Annotated in this window: 16 protein-coding genes and 1 tRNA gene; 12 read left to right on the top strand and 5 right to left on the bottom strand. The window is 68.1% G+C overall.

What is annotated here, in order from left to right; genetic code table 11:
• Positions 1-20: 20 nt before the first annotated feature.
• From DEI96_RS15670 to DEI96_RS15660, 3 genes are read right to left on the bottom strand one after another with little or no spacing between them, the layout of a single operon-like run.
• On the bottom strand, positions 21-1718 hold the full coding sequence (locus DEI96_RS15670) for a DNA repair helicase XPB (protein ID WP_111024289.1): 1698 nt from the start codon (positions 1716-1718) through the stop codon (positions 21-23).
• Positions 1719-1766: 48 nt separating this feature from the next.
• Entirely contained in the window at positions 1767-3533 is a 1767-nt protein-coding gene (locus tag DEI96_RS15665) for a helicase-associated domain-containing protein (RefSeq protein ID WP_111024290.1), read from the bottom strand.
• Between the two features lie 28 nt (positions 3534-3561).
• The gene (locus DEI96_RS15660) at positions 3562-3807 is read right to left on the bottom strand and encodes a multidrug ABC transporter ATPase (protein ID WP_110863079.1); all 246 of its coding nucleotides are present in this window, start codon (positions 3805-3807) and stop codon (positions 3562-3564) included.
• Positions 3808-3916: 109 nt separating this feature from the next.
• Between DEI96_RS15660 and DEI96_RS15655 the strand changes: the two genes are divergently transcribed.
• Both DEI96_RS15655 and DEI96_RS15650 read left to right on the top strand, forming a co-directional pair.
• The gene (locus tag DEI96_RS15655; protein ID WP_017888041.1) at positions 3917-4294 is read left to right on the top strand and encodes a cold-shock protein; all 378 of its coding nucleotides are present in this window, start codon (positions 3917-3919) and stop codon (positions 4292-4294) included.
• A 4-nt stretch (positions 4295-4298) separates the two neighbouring features.
• The gene (locus DEI96_RS15650) at positions 4299-5039 is read left to right on the top strand and encodes a DUF3027 domain-containing protein (protein ID WP_111024291.1); all 741 of its coding nucleotides are present in this window, start codon (positions 4299-4301) and stop codon (positions 5037-5039) included.
• 82 nt (positions 5040-5121) lie between these two features.
• On the opposite strand, the gene serC is transcribed toward DEI96_RS15650, so the two are convergent.
• Positions 5122-6237: a phosphoserine transaminase gene (serC, locus tag DEI96_RS15645; protein WP_111024292.1), complete on the bottom strand. Its 1116-nt coding sequence runs from the start codon at positions 6235-6237 to the stop codon at positions 5122-5124.
• A 184-nt stretch (positions 6238-6421) separates the two neighbouring features.
• Between serC and DEI96_RS15640 the strand changes: the two genes are divergently transcribed.
• The 6 genes from DEI96_RS15640 to DEI96_RS15615 all read left to right on the top strand — a co-directional run bounded on the left by DEI96_RS15640 (position 6422) and on the right by DEI96_RS15615 (position 12377).
• Positions 6422-7117 carry an iron-dependent transcriptional repressor DtxR gene (locus DEI96_RS15640; RefSeq protein ID WP_071404062.1) on the top strand — a complete coding sequence of 232 codons (696 nt, stop codon included), beginning with the start codon at positions 6422-6424 and terminating at the stop codon, positions 7115-7117.
• 242 nt (positions 7118-7359) lie between these two features.
• Positions 7360-8331 (top strand): C40 family peptidase, encoded by a 972-nt coding sequence (locus DEI96_RS15635; protein WP_181440564.1) that lies wholly within the window; start codon positions 7360-7362, stop codon positions 8329-8331.
• Between the two features lie 352 nt (positions 8332-8683).
• On the top strand, positions 8684-9178 hold the full coding sequence (locus DEI96_RS15630; protein WP_111024294.1) for an HNH endonuclease: 495 nt from the start codon (positions 8684-8686) through the stop codon (positions 9176-9178).
• Between the two features lie 170 nt (positions 9179-9348).
• Complete coding sequence (locus tag DEI96_RS15625) at positions 9349-10251, top strand: CPBP family intramembrane glutamic endopeptidase (protein WP_111024295.1); 903 nt, start codon at positions 9349-9351, stop codon at positions 10249-10251.
• Positions 10248-11084: a CPBP family intramembrane glutamic endopeptidase gene (locus DEI96_RS15620; RefSeq protein WP_111024296.1), complete on the top strand. Its 837-nt coding sequence runs from the start codon at positions 10248-10250 to the stop codon at positions 11082-11084. The genes DEI96_RS15625 and DEI96_RS15620 overlap by 4 nt, the downstream gene beginning before the upstream one ends.
• A gap of 147 nt (positions 11085-11231) precedes the next feature.
• Complete coding sequence (locus tag DEI96_RS15615; RefSeq protein WP_111024297.1) at positions 11232-12377, top strand: TIGR03364 family FAD-dependent oxidoreductase; 1146 nt, start codon at positions 11232-11234, stop codon at positions 12375-12377.
• Positions 12378-12467: 90 nt separating this feature from the next.
• Here the strand turns inward: DEI96_RS15615 and DEI96_RS15610 are convergent, their stop codons facing one another.
• Positions 12468-13166: an HAD family hydrolase gene (locus DEI96_RS15610; RefSeq protein WP_111024298.1), complete on the bottom strand. Its 699-nt coding sequence runs from the start codon at positions 13164-13166 to the stop codon at positions 12468-12470.
• Between the two features lie 215 nt (positions 13167-13381).
• Here DEI96_RS15610 and DEI96_RS15605 point away from each other — a divergent pair, with 215 nt between their 5' ends.
• The 4 genes from DEI96_RS15605 (at position 13382) to DEI96_RS15590 (ending at position 17800) form a co-directional block, all read left to right on the top strand.
• Positions 13382-14485 (top strand): epoxide hydrolase family protein, encoded by a 1104-nt coding sequence (locus tag DEI96_RS15605; RefSeq protein ID WP_111024299.1) that lies wholly within the window; start codon positions 13382-13384, stop codon positions 14483-14485.
• 13 nt (positions 14486-14498) lie between these two features.
• Positions 14499-14570 (top strand) — tRNA-Arg (locus DEI96_RS15600).
• Positions 14571-14828: 258 nt separating this feature from the next.
• Positions 14829-16049: a hypothetical protein gene (locus DEI96_RS15595; RefSeq protein ID WP_146246941.1), complete on the top strand. Its 1221-nt coding sequence runs from the start codon at positions 14829-14831 to the stop codon at positions 16047-16049.
• Positions 16046-17800, top strand: a complete 1755-nt coding sequence (locus tag DEI96_RS15590) for an ATP-binding protein (protein ID WP_111024300.1) — start codon at positions 16046-16048, stop codon at positions 17798-17800. Before DEI96_RS15595 ends, DEI96_RS15590 begins: the two co-directional genes overlap by 4 nt.
• Positions 17801-17895: the final 95 nt, after the last annotated feature.

The following is a 17895-nucleotide window of genomic DNA, read 5'->3' as shown; positions in this document are numbered from 1 at the left end:
TCCTGAGAGCGGTTCGTGCGTCAGCCCACGGGCGTCTGGACCTGGTCGGCGTCGAGGATCGTGTACGAGTAGCCCTGCTCCGCCAGGAACCGCTGCCGGTTCTGCGCGAAGTCCTGGTCGACGGTGTCCCGGGCCACGAGCGTGTAGAACGACGCGGGCAGGCCGTCCTTGTTCGGGCGGAGGAGCCGGCCGAGCCGCTGTGCTTCTTCCTGCCGGGACCCGAACGAGCCGGAGACCTGGATGGCGACGGTCGCGTCGGGCAGGTCGATCGAGAAGTTCGCGACCTTCGAGACGACGAGCACGTCGACCTCGCCGGACCGGAACGCGTCGTACAGCCGCTCCCGTTCGTCGACCGGGGTCGCCCCCGTGATCTCCGCGGCGTCGAGCGACGCAGCCAGTTCGTCGAGCTGGTCGATGTACTGCCCGATCACCAGGATCTGCTCACCGCGGTGCTTCTCGATGAGTTCCCGCACCACCGGGGTCTTGGCCGGGGACGTCGCGGCGAGCCGGTAGCGCTCGTCGTCGCTCGACGCCGCGTACTCCAGGCGGTCCTGGTGCGGCAGGTCGATGCGGACCTCGTAGCAGGAGGCCGGCGAGATGTAGCCCTGCGCCTCGATCTCCTTCCACGGGGCGTCGTACCGCTTCGGCCCGATGAGCGAGAAGACGTCGCCCTCGCGGCCGTCCTCGCGCACGAGCGTCGCCGTCAGGCCCAGGCGTCGGCGGGCCTGCAGGTCGGCGGTCAGCTTGAACACCGGCGCGGGCAGCAGGTGCACCTCGTCGTAGACGATGAGCCCCCAGTCGAGGGCGTCGAGGAGCGACAGGTGCGTGTACTCGCCCTTCCGGCGGGCGGTGAGGATCTGGTAGGTCGCGATCGTGACCGGCCGGATCTCCTTGACGCTGCCCGAGTACTCGCCGATGTCCTCCGGCGTCAGGGTCGTGCGCTTGAGGAGCTCGGTGCGCCACTGTCGCGCCGAGACGGTGTTCGTCACGAGGATGAGCGTGGTCGCCTTGACGGTCGCCATCGCACCAGCGCCGACGAGCGTCTTGCCCGCGCCACAGGGCAGCACGACGACGCCGGAGCCCTGGGCGAAGAACGTGTCGACCGCCTGCTCCTGGTACGGCCGCATGTGCCACTCGGCCGTGTCCAGGTCGATCGGGTGCGGCTGGCCCGGGGTGTAGCCCGCCAGGTCTTCCGCCGGCCAGCCGAGCTTCACGAGCTCCTGCTTGATCTGCCCCCGCGCCCACGGCTGCAGCTCGACCTCGGTCGAGGACCGCATGTCACCGAGCAACGGCTTGATGCGCTTCGACCGGATGACCTCGGCCAGCACCGACGGGTCCTCGGCGGTGAGGAGCAGGAGCGGCAGCTGCTCGAGTTCCTCGGTGGGGGAGTTCGCGATCACGGGGGCGTCGGGTCGTTCCTCGCGACGGATCACGAGTCGTCCGTAGCGCGAGACCGTGTCGCGGATGTCGACCGTGACGCTCTGCGGCACGGGGAACTTGGCGAAGCGTTCCAGGGTGTCGATCATCGCCTCGGCGTCGTGGCCCGCGGCGCGCGCGTTCCAGAGTCCGAGGCGGGTGATCCGGTAGGTGTGCACGTGCTCGGGAGCGCGTTCGAGCTCGGCGAAGGCCGCGAGCTCGTGGCGTGCGTCCTCGGCATCGGGGTGCGCGACCTCGAGGAGCACGGTGCGGTCGCTCTGCACGATCAGCGGTCCGTTCATGACCTGCCAGCCTAGCCGTCGGCACCTGCGTGCGGGTGACCGCGCGGCTCAGGCGTCGCTCTCGACCGACACGACGAGCGACAGCGGCAGGGTCCGTTCGACGTCGACGGCCGTGTCCCGCCCGCGGACGCGTCCGGCCGCGACCGAGGTCGGCACGATCGAGAACGGCCGCTCCGAGCCGTCCGGCATCCGGACGGTCACACGGATCGGCGTGCGTCCGCGCACGGCCAGGTCGATCTGCCGACCGAGCCACTCCTGCTCCGGCTCCGCGTCGCCGCGCTGTGTCGTCAGGCGGAGCCGTTCGACGAGTGCGTGCGCCGACTGCTCCGGCGAGCGTCCGGTGGGGCTGCGCCGGCCGGGAGGCCCGTGGTGCGCCTCCGGGCGGGCTGCGGTCGTCAGGACGGCCGGGTAGCGCTGGTCCTCGAGTGCGGTGTGCACGACGTGCGGCGGGTAGCGCGTGGTCAGCGTCGTCAGGTCGGGTCGCTCCCACGCGAGCTGCCGGAGCTCGGCGTCCACCCCGACGAGGTCGAGCTGGTCGGCGGTGCCGCGGACCTCGGTCCCGACGCCGCCCGGCCCCCGGTCGACGACGATGCTGCCGTCGCGTCCGGCCACCTGGTCGATCAGGTAGGCGAGGGGCTGCGGGATCCCGGTCGCCGACAGTCGTCCGAGCAGGGACAGCAGGTCGTCGCGGGAGTGTCCGGCCCGGAACGCCGCGCGCAGGGTGTCCTCGGAGATGCGGTAGCGCGCCGCGAGGCCCGGTGCCTCGAGCACGGCGACGGTGCGCAGGGCGTCGTCGTCCACCGGCGCGAGCGGCCCCGGTGCGATGACGGTGAGGTCGTGCTGCAGGTAGACCCGCTCGACGGTGCCCGGCAGGTCGTCGGCGGCCTGCTCGGCGTCGCCGTCGAGGAGCGCCCGGCCGGTGCTCGTCACGATGCCGTCGACCGCCAGGCCGAGCGACGCCGCGGTGCCGGCGACGTCGAGCAGCAGGGCGTCGAGCCAGCGGGACCCCGCCGGGTACGCCCACCGCCCGAGCGGCACGAGGTCGCGCAGGTCCCCGTCGGCCAGCTCGAGCACCTGGTGGACGGCGGGCGGGAGCGTGTCCGACCACGCGGCCACCAGCGACACCCAGCGCTCCGGCCAGCCGGCGAGCAACCACGCGTGCCCGGCGTCGGTGACGATCCAGCGTCCGGTGTCGGGGTCGGCGAACCCGATGTCGTCGAGCAGCGCCAGGCGACCGGCGACGAGCTCGGCATCGGTGCCGATGCGCTCGGCGAGGGTGCGGGCCAGCGGCATGCCGATCCCGCCCTTGACGAGTTCGCGGACGGCGCCGGCGTCGACCGCCCGCAGCAGCTCGGCGAGCACCGTCATCGTCGCGAACGCCTGCTCCGCGCCGGTGGTGCGCGCACGCTCGAGGGCCGCGTCGTCGAGGGCGGGAGCAGCGGGGCGGACCTGCTCCGGGCCTCCCGTCCGCTCGTTGAGCGCGGTGAGGTCGGGGTGCGCGGCCACACGTGCGGCGACCGCGTCGTCGACGGCGCCGTCCTCGTCGGCGAGGCCGAGCTCGATCGCGGGGCCGAGCGCTTCGACGGCGCCGCCGTCACGCAGCGCCAGGATCGTGGCGCGCGGCAGGTGCTCGACGGCGGCGTCCACGGCGTCGTCGCTGCGGAGCGCCTCGGCGAGGTCGAAGAAGTCGGTGATGCGCTGCGGGCCGGTCTCGGCGAGTGCAGCGGTGGGGAGTCGCCTCGCCGCGACGAGGCGCTCGAGCGCATCGTCCGGCATCGCCCGGAGTCGGGCGGCGAGGTCGGCGGTGGTCGTCATCGTCCGGTGCCAGCGTCCGGGGCGGACGTCAGCGAGCCGTCCGGTTCGCTCGTGCGCGACGTGTCCAGGTGATGCCGAGGAGCGTGAAGACCAGCACCATGGCGATCGGGAAGCCGTAGAGCGGGATCGCCATGACCACCGGCCACGGCATCGCACCCTGGGCGCTGGGAGCGGTGAGCCACATGATGATCATCGCGACGAAGCAGAGCAGGCCGAGGATGATGATCCCACCGATCATGAACGCCAGAGCGCGTTCGGTACGATTGAACGTCACCGGGGGTTCTGCGGAGTCCTGCGGGTTCCCGGTTGATCGGGTCGGCTTGGCCATCGACCCAGGATATCCGACGCACCACGGCCGTACCACGACCTCGAGGAGTCCACGCATGCCCACCGGCAAGGTCAAGTTCTACGACGACGACAAGGGCTTCGGCTTCATCACCGGAGACGACGGCGACCAGGTGTTCCTGCACGCGTCCTCGCTGCCCGACGGCGTCGTGACCGTCAAGGCCGGCACGCGGCTTGAGTACGGCGTCGTCCAGGGCAAGAAGGGGTCGCAGGCGTTGTCCGTGCGGCTGCTCGAGCCCCAGCCGTCGTTGTCGCGGATGACCCGTCGCTCCGCGGACGACATGGCCGTGATCGTCGAGGACCTGGTGAAGGAACTCGACCGGATCAGCGGAGACCTCCGCCACGGCCGCTACCCGAAGAACGGCGATCGCATCGCCGCCATCCTGCGGCACGTCGCAGACCAGTTGGAGGCGTGACCCCATGACCGAGTCCGAGACAGCAGGGGCCGAGACGGCTCCTGACGCAGCGTCCATCGACGTAGCGTCCATCAACTACACCGACCTGGCACGCGAGGCGTTGCTCGAGGTCACCCCGGAGTCGACCGTCGGCGCACCCGTCGGCACGGTGGACGAAGGGGACGGCGTCGTGTCCGTCCTGTTCGCCAACCGTCTGCCCGGCTACCCCGGGTGGCGGTGGACCGTCAGCGTCGCCAAGGTCGGCGACGACGAACCGACCGTGCTCGAGGTCGAGCTGATGCCCGGGGACGGCTCGCTCGTCGCGCCCGAGTGGGTGCCGTGGTCCGAGCGACTGGCCGAGTACCGGGCCGCGCAGGAGCACGAGGGCGAGGACGGCGCCGAGGACGCGTCGGACGACGAGGACTACGACGACGAGTCGGATGAGGACGACGACGAGGACTCGGACGAGGACGACGACTACGACGACTCGGATGACGACGACGAGGACGACGACGAGTCGGACGACGACGATGACGACGAGTTCGACGCCGACGAGGACGACCTCGACGAGTCGGACGACGACGACATCGAGGGTGTGGACGTCGATGCGCTCGCCGATGTGAGCGACACCGACACCGAGGACGAGGCCCCGCAGCCGCCCCGTCGTCGCCGTGCCCGCCGCGTGCAGCCGTTCGAGCCCGACGCCGATCTCGAGGTCGACCAGCTCGACGCCGGCGAGGCCGACCCGGACTTCCACCGCGCCTGACTCACCCGGACCGACGAACGGGCCCGGCACCACCGATCCGGTGGTGCCGGGCCCGTCCTCGTTCCGGCGGGTGTCCCCGACGTCAGCGCAGGGCGTCGATCGTGAAGTCGATCGCGCGCACGAGCTTCGCGACGTCGTCCGGGTCGATCGCGGTGAACGTCGCGACGCGCAGCTGGTTGCGGCCGAGCTTCCGGTACGGCTCGGTGTCGACGATGCCGTTCGCGCGCAGGGTCGCGGCCACGGCCTTGGCGTCGATCGAGTCGTCGAGGTCGATCGTGGCGACGACCTGGGACCGAGCGGCGGGGTCGGAGACGAACGGGGTCGCGGAGTCGCTGGCCTCGGCCCAGTCGTAGATCGTCGACGACGAGGCCTTCGTGCGGAGGTCCGCCCACGCCAGGCCGCCGGACTCGTTCATCCACCGCACCTGCTCGTCCAGGAGCAGCAGCGTGGAGATCGCCGGGGTGTTCAGGGTCTGGTTCAGGCGCGAGTTGTCGACGGCGTTCTTGAGCGACAGGAACTCCGGGATGTACCGGTCGGAGGCGGCGATGCGCTCGATCCGCTCGATCGCGGCGGGGGAGAGCAGCGCGAGCCAGAGCCCGCCGTCCGAGGCGAAGTTCTTCTGCGGGGCGAAGTAGTAGACGTCGGTGGCGCTGACGTCGAACAGGGCGCCACCGGCGGCGCTCGTCGCGTCGACGACGGTGAGGGCGCCGGCGTCACCGGTGGCGCGGACGACCGGAGCCATGACGCCCGTCGAGGTCTCGTTGTGCGGGTAGGCGTAGACGTCCACACCCTCCACCGGCTCGAGTGCGGCGAGGGAGCCACCCGGCGCCTCGACGACGTGCGGCGCCTCGAGCCACGGGGCCGCTGCGGCCTTGGCGAACTTCGACCCGAACTCGCCGAAGGACAGGTTCTCGGCACGGCGCTCGATGAGGCCGAACGCGGCGGCGTCCCAGAACGCGGTCGAGCCGCCGTTGCCGAGGACGACCTCGTAGCCCTCGGGGATCTGGAACAGGTCTGCGAGGCCGGAGCGGACGCTGCCGACCAGGTCCTTCACGGGCTTCTGGCGGTGCGAGGTGCCGAGGATCGTGGCGCCGCGCGTCACGAGGGACTCGAGCTGGGCGCCGCGGATCTTCGACGGACCACAGCCGAAGCGACCGTCGGTGGGGAGGAGTTCGGCCGGGATGACGATGTCTGCCATGCACCGATCCTACCGATGACGATCCGCCCGCCCGAGCCCGTGTACCGGCCGGACGGGGAGGGTCCGGCCCGCCCGTTGACCGCGTCGGATGACCCTTTCTCACGTGCACCCGGGCGCCGGTCGGTGTTCGTCGGTGCGAACAAGTAGTGTGGTCGGCGCTGGGCCCAGACATGAGAGGCGGACCGTGACCGATCTCGTCGACACCACGGAGATGTACCTTCGCACCATCCTCGACCTCGAGGAAGAGGCGATCGTGCCGCTGCGCGCGCGCATCTCCGAGCGCCTCGGACACTCGGGCCCGACGGTCTCGCAGACCATCGCCCGCATGGAGCGCGACGGCCTGGTCGTCGTCTCCGGGGACCGGCACCTGGAACTCACCGACGAAGGTCGTTCCCGCGCGACGCACGTGATGCGCAAGCACCGTCTGGCCGAACGCCTGCTGGCCGACGTCATCGGACTCGACTGGGCCTTCGTGCACGACGAGGCCTGCCGGTGGGAGCACGTCATGAGCGAGCAGGTCGAGGTCCGCCTGCTCGAGATGCTCGGCAACCCGACGGAATCCCCGTACGGCAACCCGATCCCGGGGCTGGCCGAGATCGGTGGCCCCGCGGCCGCCGGGTTCCTCGACGGCGTCCAGAACATCGTCGCCGCGACCGAGGGCACCGACGCCGTCACGACCGGGGTCGTTCGACGCCTGGGCGAGCCCGTGCAGTTCGAACCGGAGCTCCTGCACCAGCTCCGCACCGCCGGCGTCATGCCGGGGCGCGTGGCGAGCGTGCAGCGCGCGGGAGCGTACGTCGCGGTCCGCGTCGAGGGCGAGGACTCGGGCATCGAGCTGCCGATCGAGGTCGCGCAGCACGTCTACATCGAACGCGGCTGACCGTTCCTGGTCGTTCCTGAGAGTCTTTACCGTTTCGTTACCTGCGGGGCGTTTGGTCTCGACTCGGTAACGACGCTTCCGTACACTCGTCCGAGTCGCCGCGCTGCCCCTGAGCCGGAGACCCGTGGCAGGACGTCTCGAACCCGTCTCCTGCCTCGATCGGAAACGATGACGAACGGATGGGGTTGCACACCGCCGGACACCCACGGCGGCGTGATGACGAGACGTTGGAGACACACCTCTTGACGCAGACCGGTACCGCCGCGGACGACCAGACGCCCGCGAACCCGACGAACACCGAGAACGCCACCACCGCCCCGCTCACCCGGCGGGCCGTGCGCGAGACCGAGGGCCGCCCGGTCCGCAAGGTCGTGCCGGTGCGCTCCGCCCCGCTGCCCGGTGGTCGTCGTGCCGCGCAGGCCGCGGCAGCCGCGAGCACCGCGAAGGCCAGCTCGTCGTCGCGCAAGCGCAAGTTCCTCGCGCCGGTCGTCCTCACCGTGGCCGCTGGCATGTTCGGCACCGTCGCGGTCGCCCCGGCCTTCGCCGCGACGACCTCGAGCAACTCGACCGCCGCCGCCGATGCCCAGCGTCAGGTGCGGGCCACCCAGAGCCAGGAGCTGTCGGTCTCCGACGCCGTGGCGCTCGCCGACACGAGCCGTGACGGCTTCGGCGCGACGTCCACCGCGACGCTCGACGCCGAGAAGGCCGCGAAGCAGGCCGCCGCCGACCAGGCTGCCGCTGCGAAGGAAGCCGCCGAGCAGGCTGAGCAGACCCAGACCGCCCGCGCCGCGACCGCGAAGCAGTACTCCTCGTACACCGGGCCCACCGCCGCCGAGTACGCGGCCAGCTCGTCGGCCGCCGACACCCCGTTCTCGCTGCCGGCCGTGGTCGCCACGGGCAAGCAGTACATCGGCACCCCGTACGTCTTCGGTGGCGCGGACCCGTCGGGCTTCGACTGCTCCGGCTTCATCATGTTCGTGTACGCCCAGTACGGCATCAACCTCGCGCACTCCGTGCCGCTGCAGGACCAGGCCGGCACCACGATCCCCGAGTCCGAGGCGCAGCCCGGCGACGTCGTCATCTTCAACAACGAGGCGCACGACGGCTTCTACATGGGGAACGGCATGATCATGGACGCCCCGAAGCCCGGCGGCACCGTGCAGATTCGCCAGATCTGGACCAGCGACTACCACATCGTCCGTTTCGGCATCTAGCGACCACCACCTCTCCGGCGTGTGAACTTCACCGGAACCGGCCCGCACACCCTCGTGCCGGGCCGGTTTCTGGGTTAACCTGACGCTGCACCGGTCCGCACCGGCGCGAACAGGAGACCCTCATGTCGATGTTCCGCACGACCCGCACCATGGGTCGGCGCGCGCGCGTCGACATATGGTCGAGTACAGTCTGCGTGCACGAGCACGCCCCTGCATGACGAGAGCACTGCCCATCCGGGTGGTGCTCTTCGTGGTTCCAGGGGTGTGAACAGGTCGTCCTCACCCGTTCGCGTCGTCGGTCCGACGCACCCGCAGCGCCTGGAAGCCGTCCAGGCACGTCGGAAGGGAACCCATGCGCACTCTCGTCCTCAACGCCGGTTACGAGCCCCTCGCGGTGATCTCGTTCCGACGAGCCCTCGTGCTGGTCATGAACCAGAAGGCCGCCATCGTCGCCGCCGACGTCGAACACCCGGTGACCGGGTCGACGTCGAGCTACGACCGTCCGTCCGTCATCATCCTCACCCGCTACGTGCGCATCCCGCACTCCAGGCTCGTGCCGGTGTCCCGTCGCGGTGTGCTGCGTCGGGACAGCAACCACTGTGCCTACTGCGGCCGGCACGCCACCACCATCGACCACGTGCAGCCGCGGTCGCGCGGTGGGCAGGACTCGTGGGAGAACCTCGTCGCCTGCTGCCTGGCCTGCAACAACACCAAGGGTGACCGCACCCCGCAGGAGATGGGGTGGCGCCTCCGGTTCCCGCCGAAGGTGCCGCACGGGTCCTCGTGGGTCGTGCGCGGCATCGAGCGTCCGCAGGCGGAGTGGGACGAGTACCTCGTGGCCGCGTAGCGGCTGTCGGTACGCACCAGGAGACGGACTGGAGGCCCGTGGCGACGCCGCCACGGGCCTCCAGTCCGTCCGTCGCGCGTCCATGGCCCCCGGAGCGTTCCGGGCTCGCACTACGCTGACGTGAGGACCAGTCACCAGACGCCCCGACGACCGAGACCCACGAGGACAGCATGGCCGCAGGAGCACGGCAGTCGACCGAGACGGCAGCGGGACGGAACCCGTGGCAGCGGTTCTGGAACCGCGGCGGCTGGTGGCGCGCGGTGCTGGCCGTCATCCTCTACCTCGCCGTCTACGAGGGGCTCGGCTGGCTGAACGCCCACACCCTCGCCAGTGGGATCACCGCGGACGAGCTGTTCGGCTCACCCCGCGGAGCCGTCGTGGGCGTCGCCCTGCCGATCATCGTGATGGGGCTGCTCACCCTGGTCTTCGTCCGCACGCTCGGATGGGGGCGCGAGGTCTTCGGTCGCCAGCCACTGCCCGGACGCGGGTGGATGTGGATCGCCGTCGTCCTGCTGCTCGTCCCGATCGTGATCCGGCTCGTCGCGACGAACTGGTCGTCGTACTCGGTCTCCGTGGTCTTCGCGGTGCTGTTCCTCGGTCTGTGCATCGGGTTCGCCGAGGAGCTCATCGCCCGTGGCGTCGCCGTGAACCTCCTCCGACGCGGGCACCACACCGAACGCACCGTCGCGCTCCTGTCGTCGCTGCTGTTCGGGTTGATGCACGCCTCGAACGCCATCGGAGGGACACCGCTCGTCACGGTGGCCGTCACGGTCGTGTACACGTTCGGCGCCGGCATGATGTTCTACCTGTCGATGCGGGTCACGGGCAGCATCGTCCCCGCGATGCTCCTGCACGCGGCGACCGACCCGACCACGATCCTGGCGACCGGTGGCATCGACACCACCGCTGCGGCCGCCGGGGACGCCGGGCTGATCGGCTTCGCGGGGATCTTCAACTTCGCCTACCCGGTGCTCGCACTCCTGGTGCTCTTCTTCATCAAGGGCCGAGTCAGCAGCCCCCAGACCGAGACCGGGACCGAGACCGAGACCGACCAGCAGGGAGTGGCCGCATGACCGCCGAAGTCGATGGGCGTCGCGAGGTCCCGCGGCTGTTCTGGATCGCCCTCGTCGCCTGTGTGGTCTACGTCCTCATGGCCGCCGGGGTGGGGAACCTGCTCAGTGTGGTCGTCGACGGGGAGAACCACCCGATCGCGGACTGGCTCGCCGGCACCTGGATCCCGGTCGGCATCATGATCGCCGCCGGAGTGTTCTTCGCCCGACGTTCGGGTTGGTGGAACGACATCTGGCGAGAACCGGCCGTCGCCGTCGGCCGACCCCGGCGCTGGTGGTGGCTCGCAGCTCCGGTGCTGTCCCTCGTCTCGACAGTGATCCTGTACAGCCTCGTGCCGTGGTCCGAGGCGTCGGTCGGGATCATCGTCGTCGTGCTCATCGGTGCGCTCGGCGTCGGCGTCGGCGAGGAGCTGTTCTTCCGCGGGATCCTCGTCACCGCGCTCCGCGCACACCACTCCGAGTTCGTCGTCCTCATCGTCTCCTCGGTGATGTTCGGCCTCGCCCACGTGGTCGGCTTCGTGATCGCCGGACTCCCGCTCGGCCTGGTCCTGGTCCAGGTGGCGTTCCTCAGCATGGACGGAGCCCTCTTCTACGCGGCCCGCCGCGCCACCGGGAAGCTGTGGGTGCCGATGCTCCTGCACGGGCTCAACGACGCCGCGCTGTTCCTGCAGACCGCGGGCCGCGACCACGAGGGCGCCGAGCCCCCGGCAACCACCGGAGTCATCGAGATCATCCTCATCGCGCTCTCGGTCGCGATCGCGATCAGCGTGGCGCGTGAGACACTCCGCAGTCGCCGTGACCACCGCGCCACGCCGGGCGGCACCGAGGCCAGCTGACCCGGCCGGGCTGTCGGGACGGGCGCCGATCGATTTCACCTGCCGTCCACGCCGTGTGCACCGGGACGGAACCCCGCCCCACCGCTGACCTGCGACAGTTGCGGCATCCGCACCGGACCGGCGCTCCGCGGCGCCCGAAAGGTCTTCATGCCCCGCTCCGCACGCACCGCACTCGACACCGAGACGGACCACCAGCCGCTGACCGAACGGTACGACGTCGTCGTGGTCGGCGCGGGCATCGTCGGGCTCGGCATGGCCTACGAGGCGCTCCGGCAGGGTGCCCGCGTGGCAGTGGTCGACCGCGCGGGCGCGGTCGTCGGTGCGAGTGTCCGGAACTTCGGCCACGCCTGCGTCACCCCGCAGACCGGCGAGGCAGCCGGGTACGCCCAGGAAGCACGCCGCCGCTGGCTCGCACTCGCGCAGCTCGCCGGGTTCACGGCGCGCGAACGCGGTGCACACGTCGTCGCCCGTCGCCCCGAGGAGCTGGCGGTGCTCGAGGAGTACCGCGACTCCGGCGCGGACCTGCGGCTGGCCGACGCGGCCGAGATCGCAGCGGCGGTTCCGGTCGACCCCGGCTCGGCCCTCGGCGGCGCGCACCTGGCGCACGACCTGCAGGTCGACCCCCGGGAGGCAGCACCCGCGATCGCGCGCTGGCTCGCCGAGCAGGGGGTCACCTTCCACTGGCGCACCCCCGTGCTCGAGGTCACCACCGGCGCCGTCCGCACCGGTCGTGGCGTCGTGGAGGGCACCCGGATCGTCGTCTGCACCAACCACGACCTCGACCAGCTCTTCCCGGAGCTCGCCGAGTCGATCGGCCTGGTCCGCTGCCGGCTCCACATGCTGCGTGCGACGATCCCGCTCGCCTTCCCGCTCGCCACACCGCTGCTGACCGGGTGGTCGCTGCTGCGCTACTCGGGGTTCGCCGCGATGCCCGGAGCTGGTGCCCTGCGGGACCGGCTCGCCGCCGACCTGCCCGAGGGGATCCGGTGGGACCTCAACCAGATGTACACGTCGCCGCCGGACGGCAGCGTCATCGTCGGGGACACCCACGAGCGCGGGGTCGACGCGCCGCCGTTCCAGGACGAGGACGGCTTCCGGCTGCTCGTCACCGAGACCGAGCGGCTGTTCGGTGCGCCGGTCTCCGTGATCGACCGGTGGCAGGGCGTCTACGCCTCGGCCCCGGGACGGGAGTTCCTCATCGACCGGCCGGTCCCCGGGGTCGACGTCGTGACGGTCACCACGGGCATCGGCATGACGACCGGCCTCGGCATCGCGCCCGCGGTCCTCGGCTGAGGGGGACCGTCAGTCGCGGAGCATCCGACCACGCCCGCGAACGGTGCGGCCCCGGTGGCCTCCGGCACCGGTGAGGTCGTCACGCGGTCGTCACACCCTGGCGGCGTCGGCGTCGGCGTCGGCGTCGGCGAGTACCGACGGCAGCTCGGCGACCGAGTCGAGGACGTGGGTGTGCGCGACCGTCGCGAAGTCGGCGTCCTGGTGCGTCCCGGTCCGCACGCCCGCCACGACGGAGGCGCCGGCGCGGTGTCCCGTGAGCAGGTCGGCGACGGTGTCCCCGACGACCGCCACGTCACGGACGTCGTCGGTGCCGGTCCGGAGCACGGCGGTGAGCACCATGTCCGGGTACGGGCGCCCGCGTCCGGCGTCGGCGGGGGAGAGCGCGAGGTCGATCAGCGGCCGCCAACCCAGCAGGTCGAGCACCGCGTCGCGCGTCGTGGGCGAGAACCCGGTGGTCAGCGCGATCCGTCGCCCCGCTGCGCGGAGGGCGACGAGCGTCTCGACGGCGCCGTCCACCGGCCGCACGCCGCGGTCGAGGGTCATTGCGTAGGCGCGCTCGAAGGCGGTGTTGGCCGCCTCGGCGCGGACCCCGTCACCGTCGAACAGCGCCGTGAACACGGCGATCTTCGACTGGCCCATGGTGTCGACCGCGTACTGCACCGCGCGGTCGTGCTCCGAGCTCCCGTGCTCGAGGCCGACGTCGGTGAGCGCGGTGCGGAAGGCGTCGAGGACGACGCCACCGTCGTCGACGGTGGTTCCTGCCATGTCGAGGCAGACGAGCGAGATCATGGGACTCCTGGGTACGTGCCGTCACGCCGGGACCGGCGCGGTCCGACCAGCGTCGACGCACCCCGTGGCGGGCAGAGGATGCACGGGTGTCCGCCAGGTGAACGCCGCCGGGAGGCTCGTCACAGCCTGTGCGGACATGCAGTCGGTCCGCCAGGGGGAGCGGCCCAGTCCCCGCTCGCCCATCTGCGTCGGTGGCGCTGAGTAGCGTCGGCCGCATGGGCGAGACACCGCACATCGACGACGCGACCATCGACGACCTGCGCGCGCGGCTGCGCGCCACGCGCTGGCCGGACGCACCCGCCGGGGTCGGCTGGTCGCTCGGCGTGGACCTCGACGTCCTGCGCCCGCTCGTCGAGTACTGGGCCGACGGGTTCGACTTCGACGCGCACCGCGCCGAGCTCGCTGCGCTGCCCTCGCGCCGTGTCGTCGTCGACGGCATCGGCGTCCACGTCCTGCACGCCCGCGCTCCGCAGCCCGACGCCCTGCCGGTCCTGCTCGCGCACGGCTGGCCGGACTCCGGGTGGCGGTACCGCAAGGTGCTGCCGATGCTCGTCGCCGCCGGGTACGACGTCGTCGTGCCGGACATGCCCGGGTACGGCTTCTCGGATGCACCGCCCCAGGTGCTCGACGCCCGGCAGGTGGCCGGCATGTGGGCGACGCTGATGACGGACCTGGGGTACGAAAGGTTCGCGGTGTCCGGCGGTGACATCGGCACGCACGTCGCCCGCTACCTGGCACTCGACCACCCCGACCGGGTCGTCGCGGTGCACCGCATCGACGGCGGGCTCGCCTGGCCAGGCCTCGATCCATCGACGTTGTCCGCCGCCGAGCGGGACTTCGTCGCCGCGACCGATCGGTGGCGCACCGCCGAGGGTGCCTACGCGATGCTGCACCGGACGAAGCCGCAGACGGCGGCCGTCGGGCTGAACGACTCACCCGCGGGTCTCGCGGCCTGGATCGTCGAGAAGCTCCGGGCGTGGAGCGACTGCGGCGGGGACCTGTGGTCGGTCTACACGCGCGACGAGGTCCTGGCGCTGCTCACCGAGTACTGGGCCACCGCCACGATCGGCTCGGCGATGCGGATGTACCACGCGAACGCGGCGATCCCGGCGGAGCAGCTGGAGCGACGGGTCGAGGTGCCGTCCGGGTTCTCGATCTTCCCCGGCGACATCGTGCGGGCGCCGCGCGAGTGGCTCGAGCGCACCACGAACCTCGTGTTCCACCACGAACTCGACCGCGGCGGGCACTTCGCGCCGTTCGAGCAGCCCGACCTGTTCGTCGACGAACTGCACGCGTTCCTGGGGCCCTTCCGCCGCTAGAGTGGACGGGCCAGCCTCTGTAGCTCAATGGAAGAGCAGTTCCGTCCTAAGGAAACGGTTGGGGGTTCGAGTCCCTCCAGGGGCACTGATATTGACAAAATGCATCTTGTATGCTGGGATTTGAGTGGTCCGATCGGCTTGTCGAACCGGACCTTTTCGCCGCGAGTAATGCTATTCCTTTCCGCCACCCTTGTTCGGCAGTCATTGCCCCGCTAAGGTTTGTGAGCGATTGGGTAATCGACGCGATTTAGCCATCTTTGAGTCGCGCGCGGATGGCGTCAACGATTTCGTGCTAGACAACGTTTTGTGGATGCGTCGCGCTCGAGTCGCAATGGGGGATGGGATGACTCAGAATACTGCCGGATCAACCAGCTCGCGGTCGGCGCACGCCGCGATTGCCGGCTACGAATACCAATTTGACAAGACGGCAATTGCGTTATTACGGGCGGACCCTCTCGATCAGTTGGAGATTGAGGGTATTGAGGACATCGACCTGCACTCGGTTGGGGAGAGTCAAGCTGTCCAAGTGAAGTACTTCGCGGGACAATCCTATATTTCCCCAAAAACATTGCGCGATCCCGTCCGTCTCATGCTTGAGCATTTCAAGACGGGAGCGGGATGGAACTATGTACTACACGTGCACTTCAGGGACTTTCGTTCGATGCCCACAGTTTTCTCTGTTGCGCAGATGAAGGAGTGTCTGACCCTCAATTCTAGAACCGAAGGGGTTGTGGAATACTTCACAGGTGTGTCGCAAGGGGATCTAGAAGAATTCTGCTCCCGCTTGCGCATCGAACGTGGAGAGTCCTTCGCGACGCAAGCAAAGGCCCTCCGTCGTGAGCTCAGGGATGCACTGGGGTGCGACGAAGACGAGGTGGTCGCCATTTATCTGGCGAAGGCACGCGAATTCGTGCACTCTCGTGCCATGCTGAAGGAAGAGTCCGCGAGGTCTGTCGTGCGACGAGATCTAATGGAGCATCTGCAAGTCAAGGACCTTCTGTTCGATAAGTGGCATATGCAGTCAATTGGAGCCGACCGTTACTTGGCTGCGCAGAAGAAAAGGCTTCGTGCGGGCGGATTTAATGATCCGAAAAAAAAGCGGGCCCTCTATGTGGAGGTCGCACAGGCTAATATTAAGCAAATCAGCGAGTTGTGTGCGTCGCTGGGGCGGGTGCATGTTGGTCGGCTTAAGAACGCTCAGCCGTGGACCGTGATTGTCGACGGTGAACCCGAATTTGTTCGAGCCCTGAAAGTTGCGCTGGTCCAGTCGGGCGTACCCTTCAACGACGGGCATGAGGACCTGCATTTTCATCCGCAATTCTTTGTTCAGTCGCCGATCGTTAATGTCCGCGGGTCCGGAGATAGAATAGCAAAAGCGTCCTTCGTGATAAGGCTGGTTCGCCGGTCGAATTATCAAAACGTCGATCCGAGTACCTTCGAACTTTCTCGATTTATTTCCATCGGCGACGAGCAGCCGTGGATGGCTGAGGCTGCCGATCAGGTTATTTCCCTGCGACACTTTGCGCCGGCAGAATACGCGCATCTCTTGGAGGAGATTGCATGAATATGAACGACCTAGCGAAAGTAGTTGCTGTAACTCCCAATGCGATCGAGATCGAGGTTAGTTCGACGGCGGCATATGCTGATCTCGAGGAGAAGATCCAAATTGGCAGCTACCTCGAAATCTCCGACGACATGGATTCGAAGCTTATTGCGGTAGTCCAGGGGTTCAGAATCAAGGACGCCATTGGCGCCGAAGATGCACCTACTGGGCCGAAATTTGTCCTCTCGCTGCAACCGGTCGGCCGTCTTGAGAACGGCACATTTATGCGTGGCGGCAAGCAGATCACGATTCCGCCCCAGAATGTTTCGATCGCCGGCAAGGATCTTCTCGAAAAGATCTACAGCTCTGTCGAAGCCGCCGATCGGTTTTCTTTCGGCACCTTGGTTCAGGACGAATCTGTGCGAGTTGCGTTGCACGGCGACAGGTTTTTCGGGAAGCACATTGGAGTCGTGGGATCTACCGGATCGGGTAAGTCATCGACGGTCGCTGCGATTCTCCAGGAGGGCTTGCGCGCCGGAGACGGCGAACGGGCCCCGGGTGTTTTGAATAACTCTCACGTCATCATTTTTGACATTCACGGTGAGTACGCGCCGGCGTTCCCTGATGCGCATGTTATTGGTGCGGAGGAGATCAAGCTGCCTTATTGGCTGATGAACGCCGAGGAGCTTGAGGAGATGTTCATCGAGAGCAATGAGCAGAACTCTCACAATCAAGTTTCCCAATTCCGCGGTGCCGTAATCGCCAATAAGCAAAAGAACAATCCAGGTATCAGTCCGGCGAGAGTGTCCTACGACTCCCCAGTTTACTTTTCCCTGGAGGAAGTCACTCGGTACCTGGACAATCTCAACTCCGAGACGATCAGTAGGGTGAATGGGGAGAACGCGCCAAAGTCGAAAGTTGACGGCCTGATATCGAATAGAGAGAGGCTGTATTTTGACCGGAAAGTCGATTTCGTGGAGCAGTCCGCTGCCGCGGCCACGAAGGCAACTGCTGGCCCTTTTGCAGGGGAGTTTAATCGGTTCTTGATGCGACTTGAAGGCCGCAAGAATGACCATCGTTTGGATTTCCTCCTCGCTCCAGAGAACGTCGAGGGAGTTGAATACAAAACCGACGATCTTTCGGATCTGATTGCACAGTTCATGGGCTACGGGGACGATAGAAGCAATATTACAATTATCGACCTCAGCGGAATTCCCTTCGACGTACTTAGTGTCGTAGTCTCTCTGATCACCCGCTTGGTCTTTACCTTTAGCTTCCACTTCAAGAAGCTTCACGCAAAAGACGGCCTGGAACTGCCCTACCTCTTAGTCTACGAGGAAGCGCACAACTACATTCCGCAAAGTGAGGGCGCGAAGTACGGCTCGGTTAAACGGGCTATTGAAAGAGTGGCGAAGGAGGGGCGCAAGTATGGGATCTCCTTGATGATCGTTAGCCAGCGTCCGTCGGAAATATCAGAGACCGTGTTCTCTCAGTGCAATAACTTCGTCGCCATGCGACTGACGAACCCGAATGATCAGAGGTACGTGAAGCGGCTTCTTCCGGACAATTTGTCTGCAATCACAGACTCCTTGGCATCGCTCGAACAACGAGAGGCGATCCTTATCGGTGACGCCGTTGCGCTCCCGTCGCTGACTCGTATTGATGAGATTACAGACCGGCCTGCCTCTAACGACGTTAAGTTCCACAAGGAATGGAAGAAGGATTGGTTCGACGACGCCTTTGCGGGCGTTGTAGAGCGCTGGAGGGATTGATTCGTCAGTCATGTCTCACGAGCTAGCATCGAAAGTTGCTGTTGTGCTTGGGGCCCAAGGGGGCGCGGCTCGTTCTGTTGACAGAATCGAGCAGG

Origin of the sequence: Curtobacterium sp. MCLR17_031, assembly GCF_003234775.2 — a bacterium.
In the GTDB taxonomy this organism is placed as follows: Bacteria; Actinomycetota; Actinomycetes; order Actinomycetales; family Microbacteriaceae; genus Curtobacterium; species Curtobacterium flaccumfaciens.
Note: the sequence above shows the minus strand (reverse complement) of the source record. Positions and strands in the feature narration are given on the sequence as shown.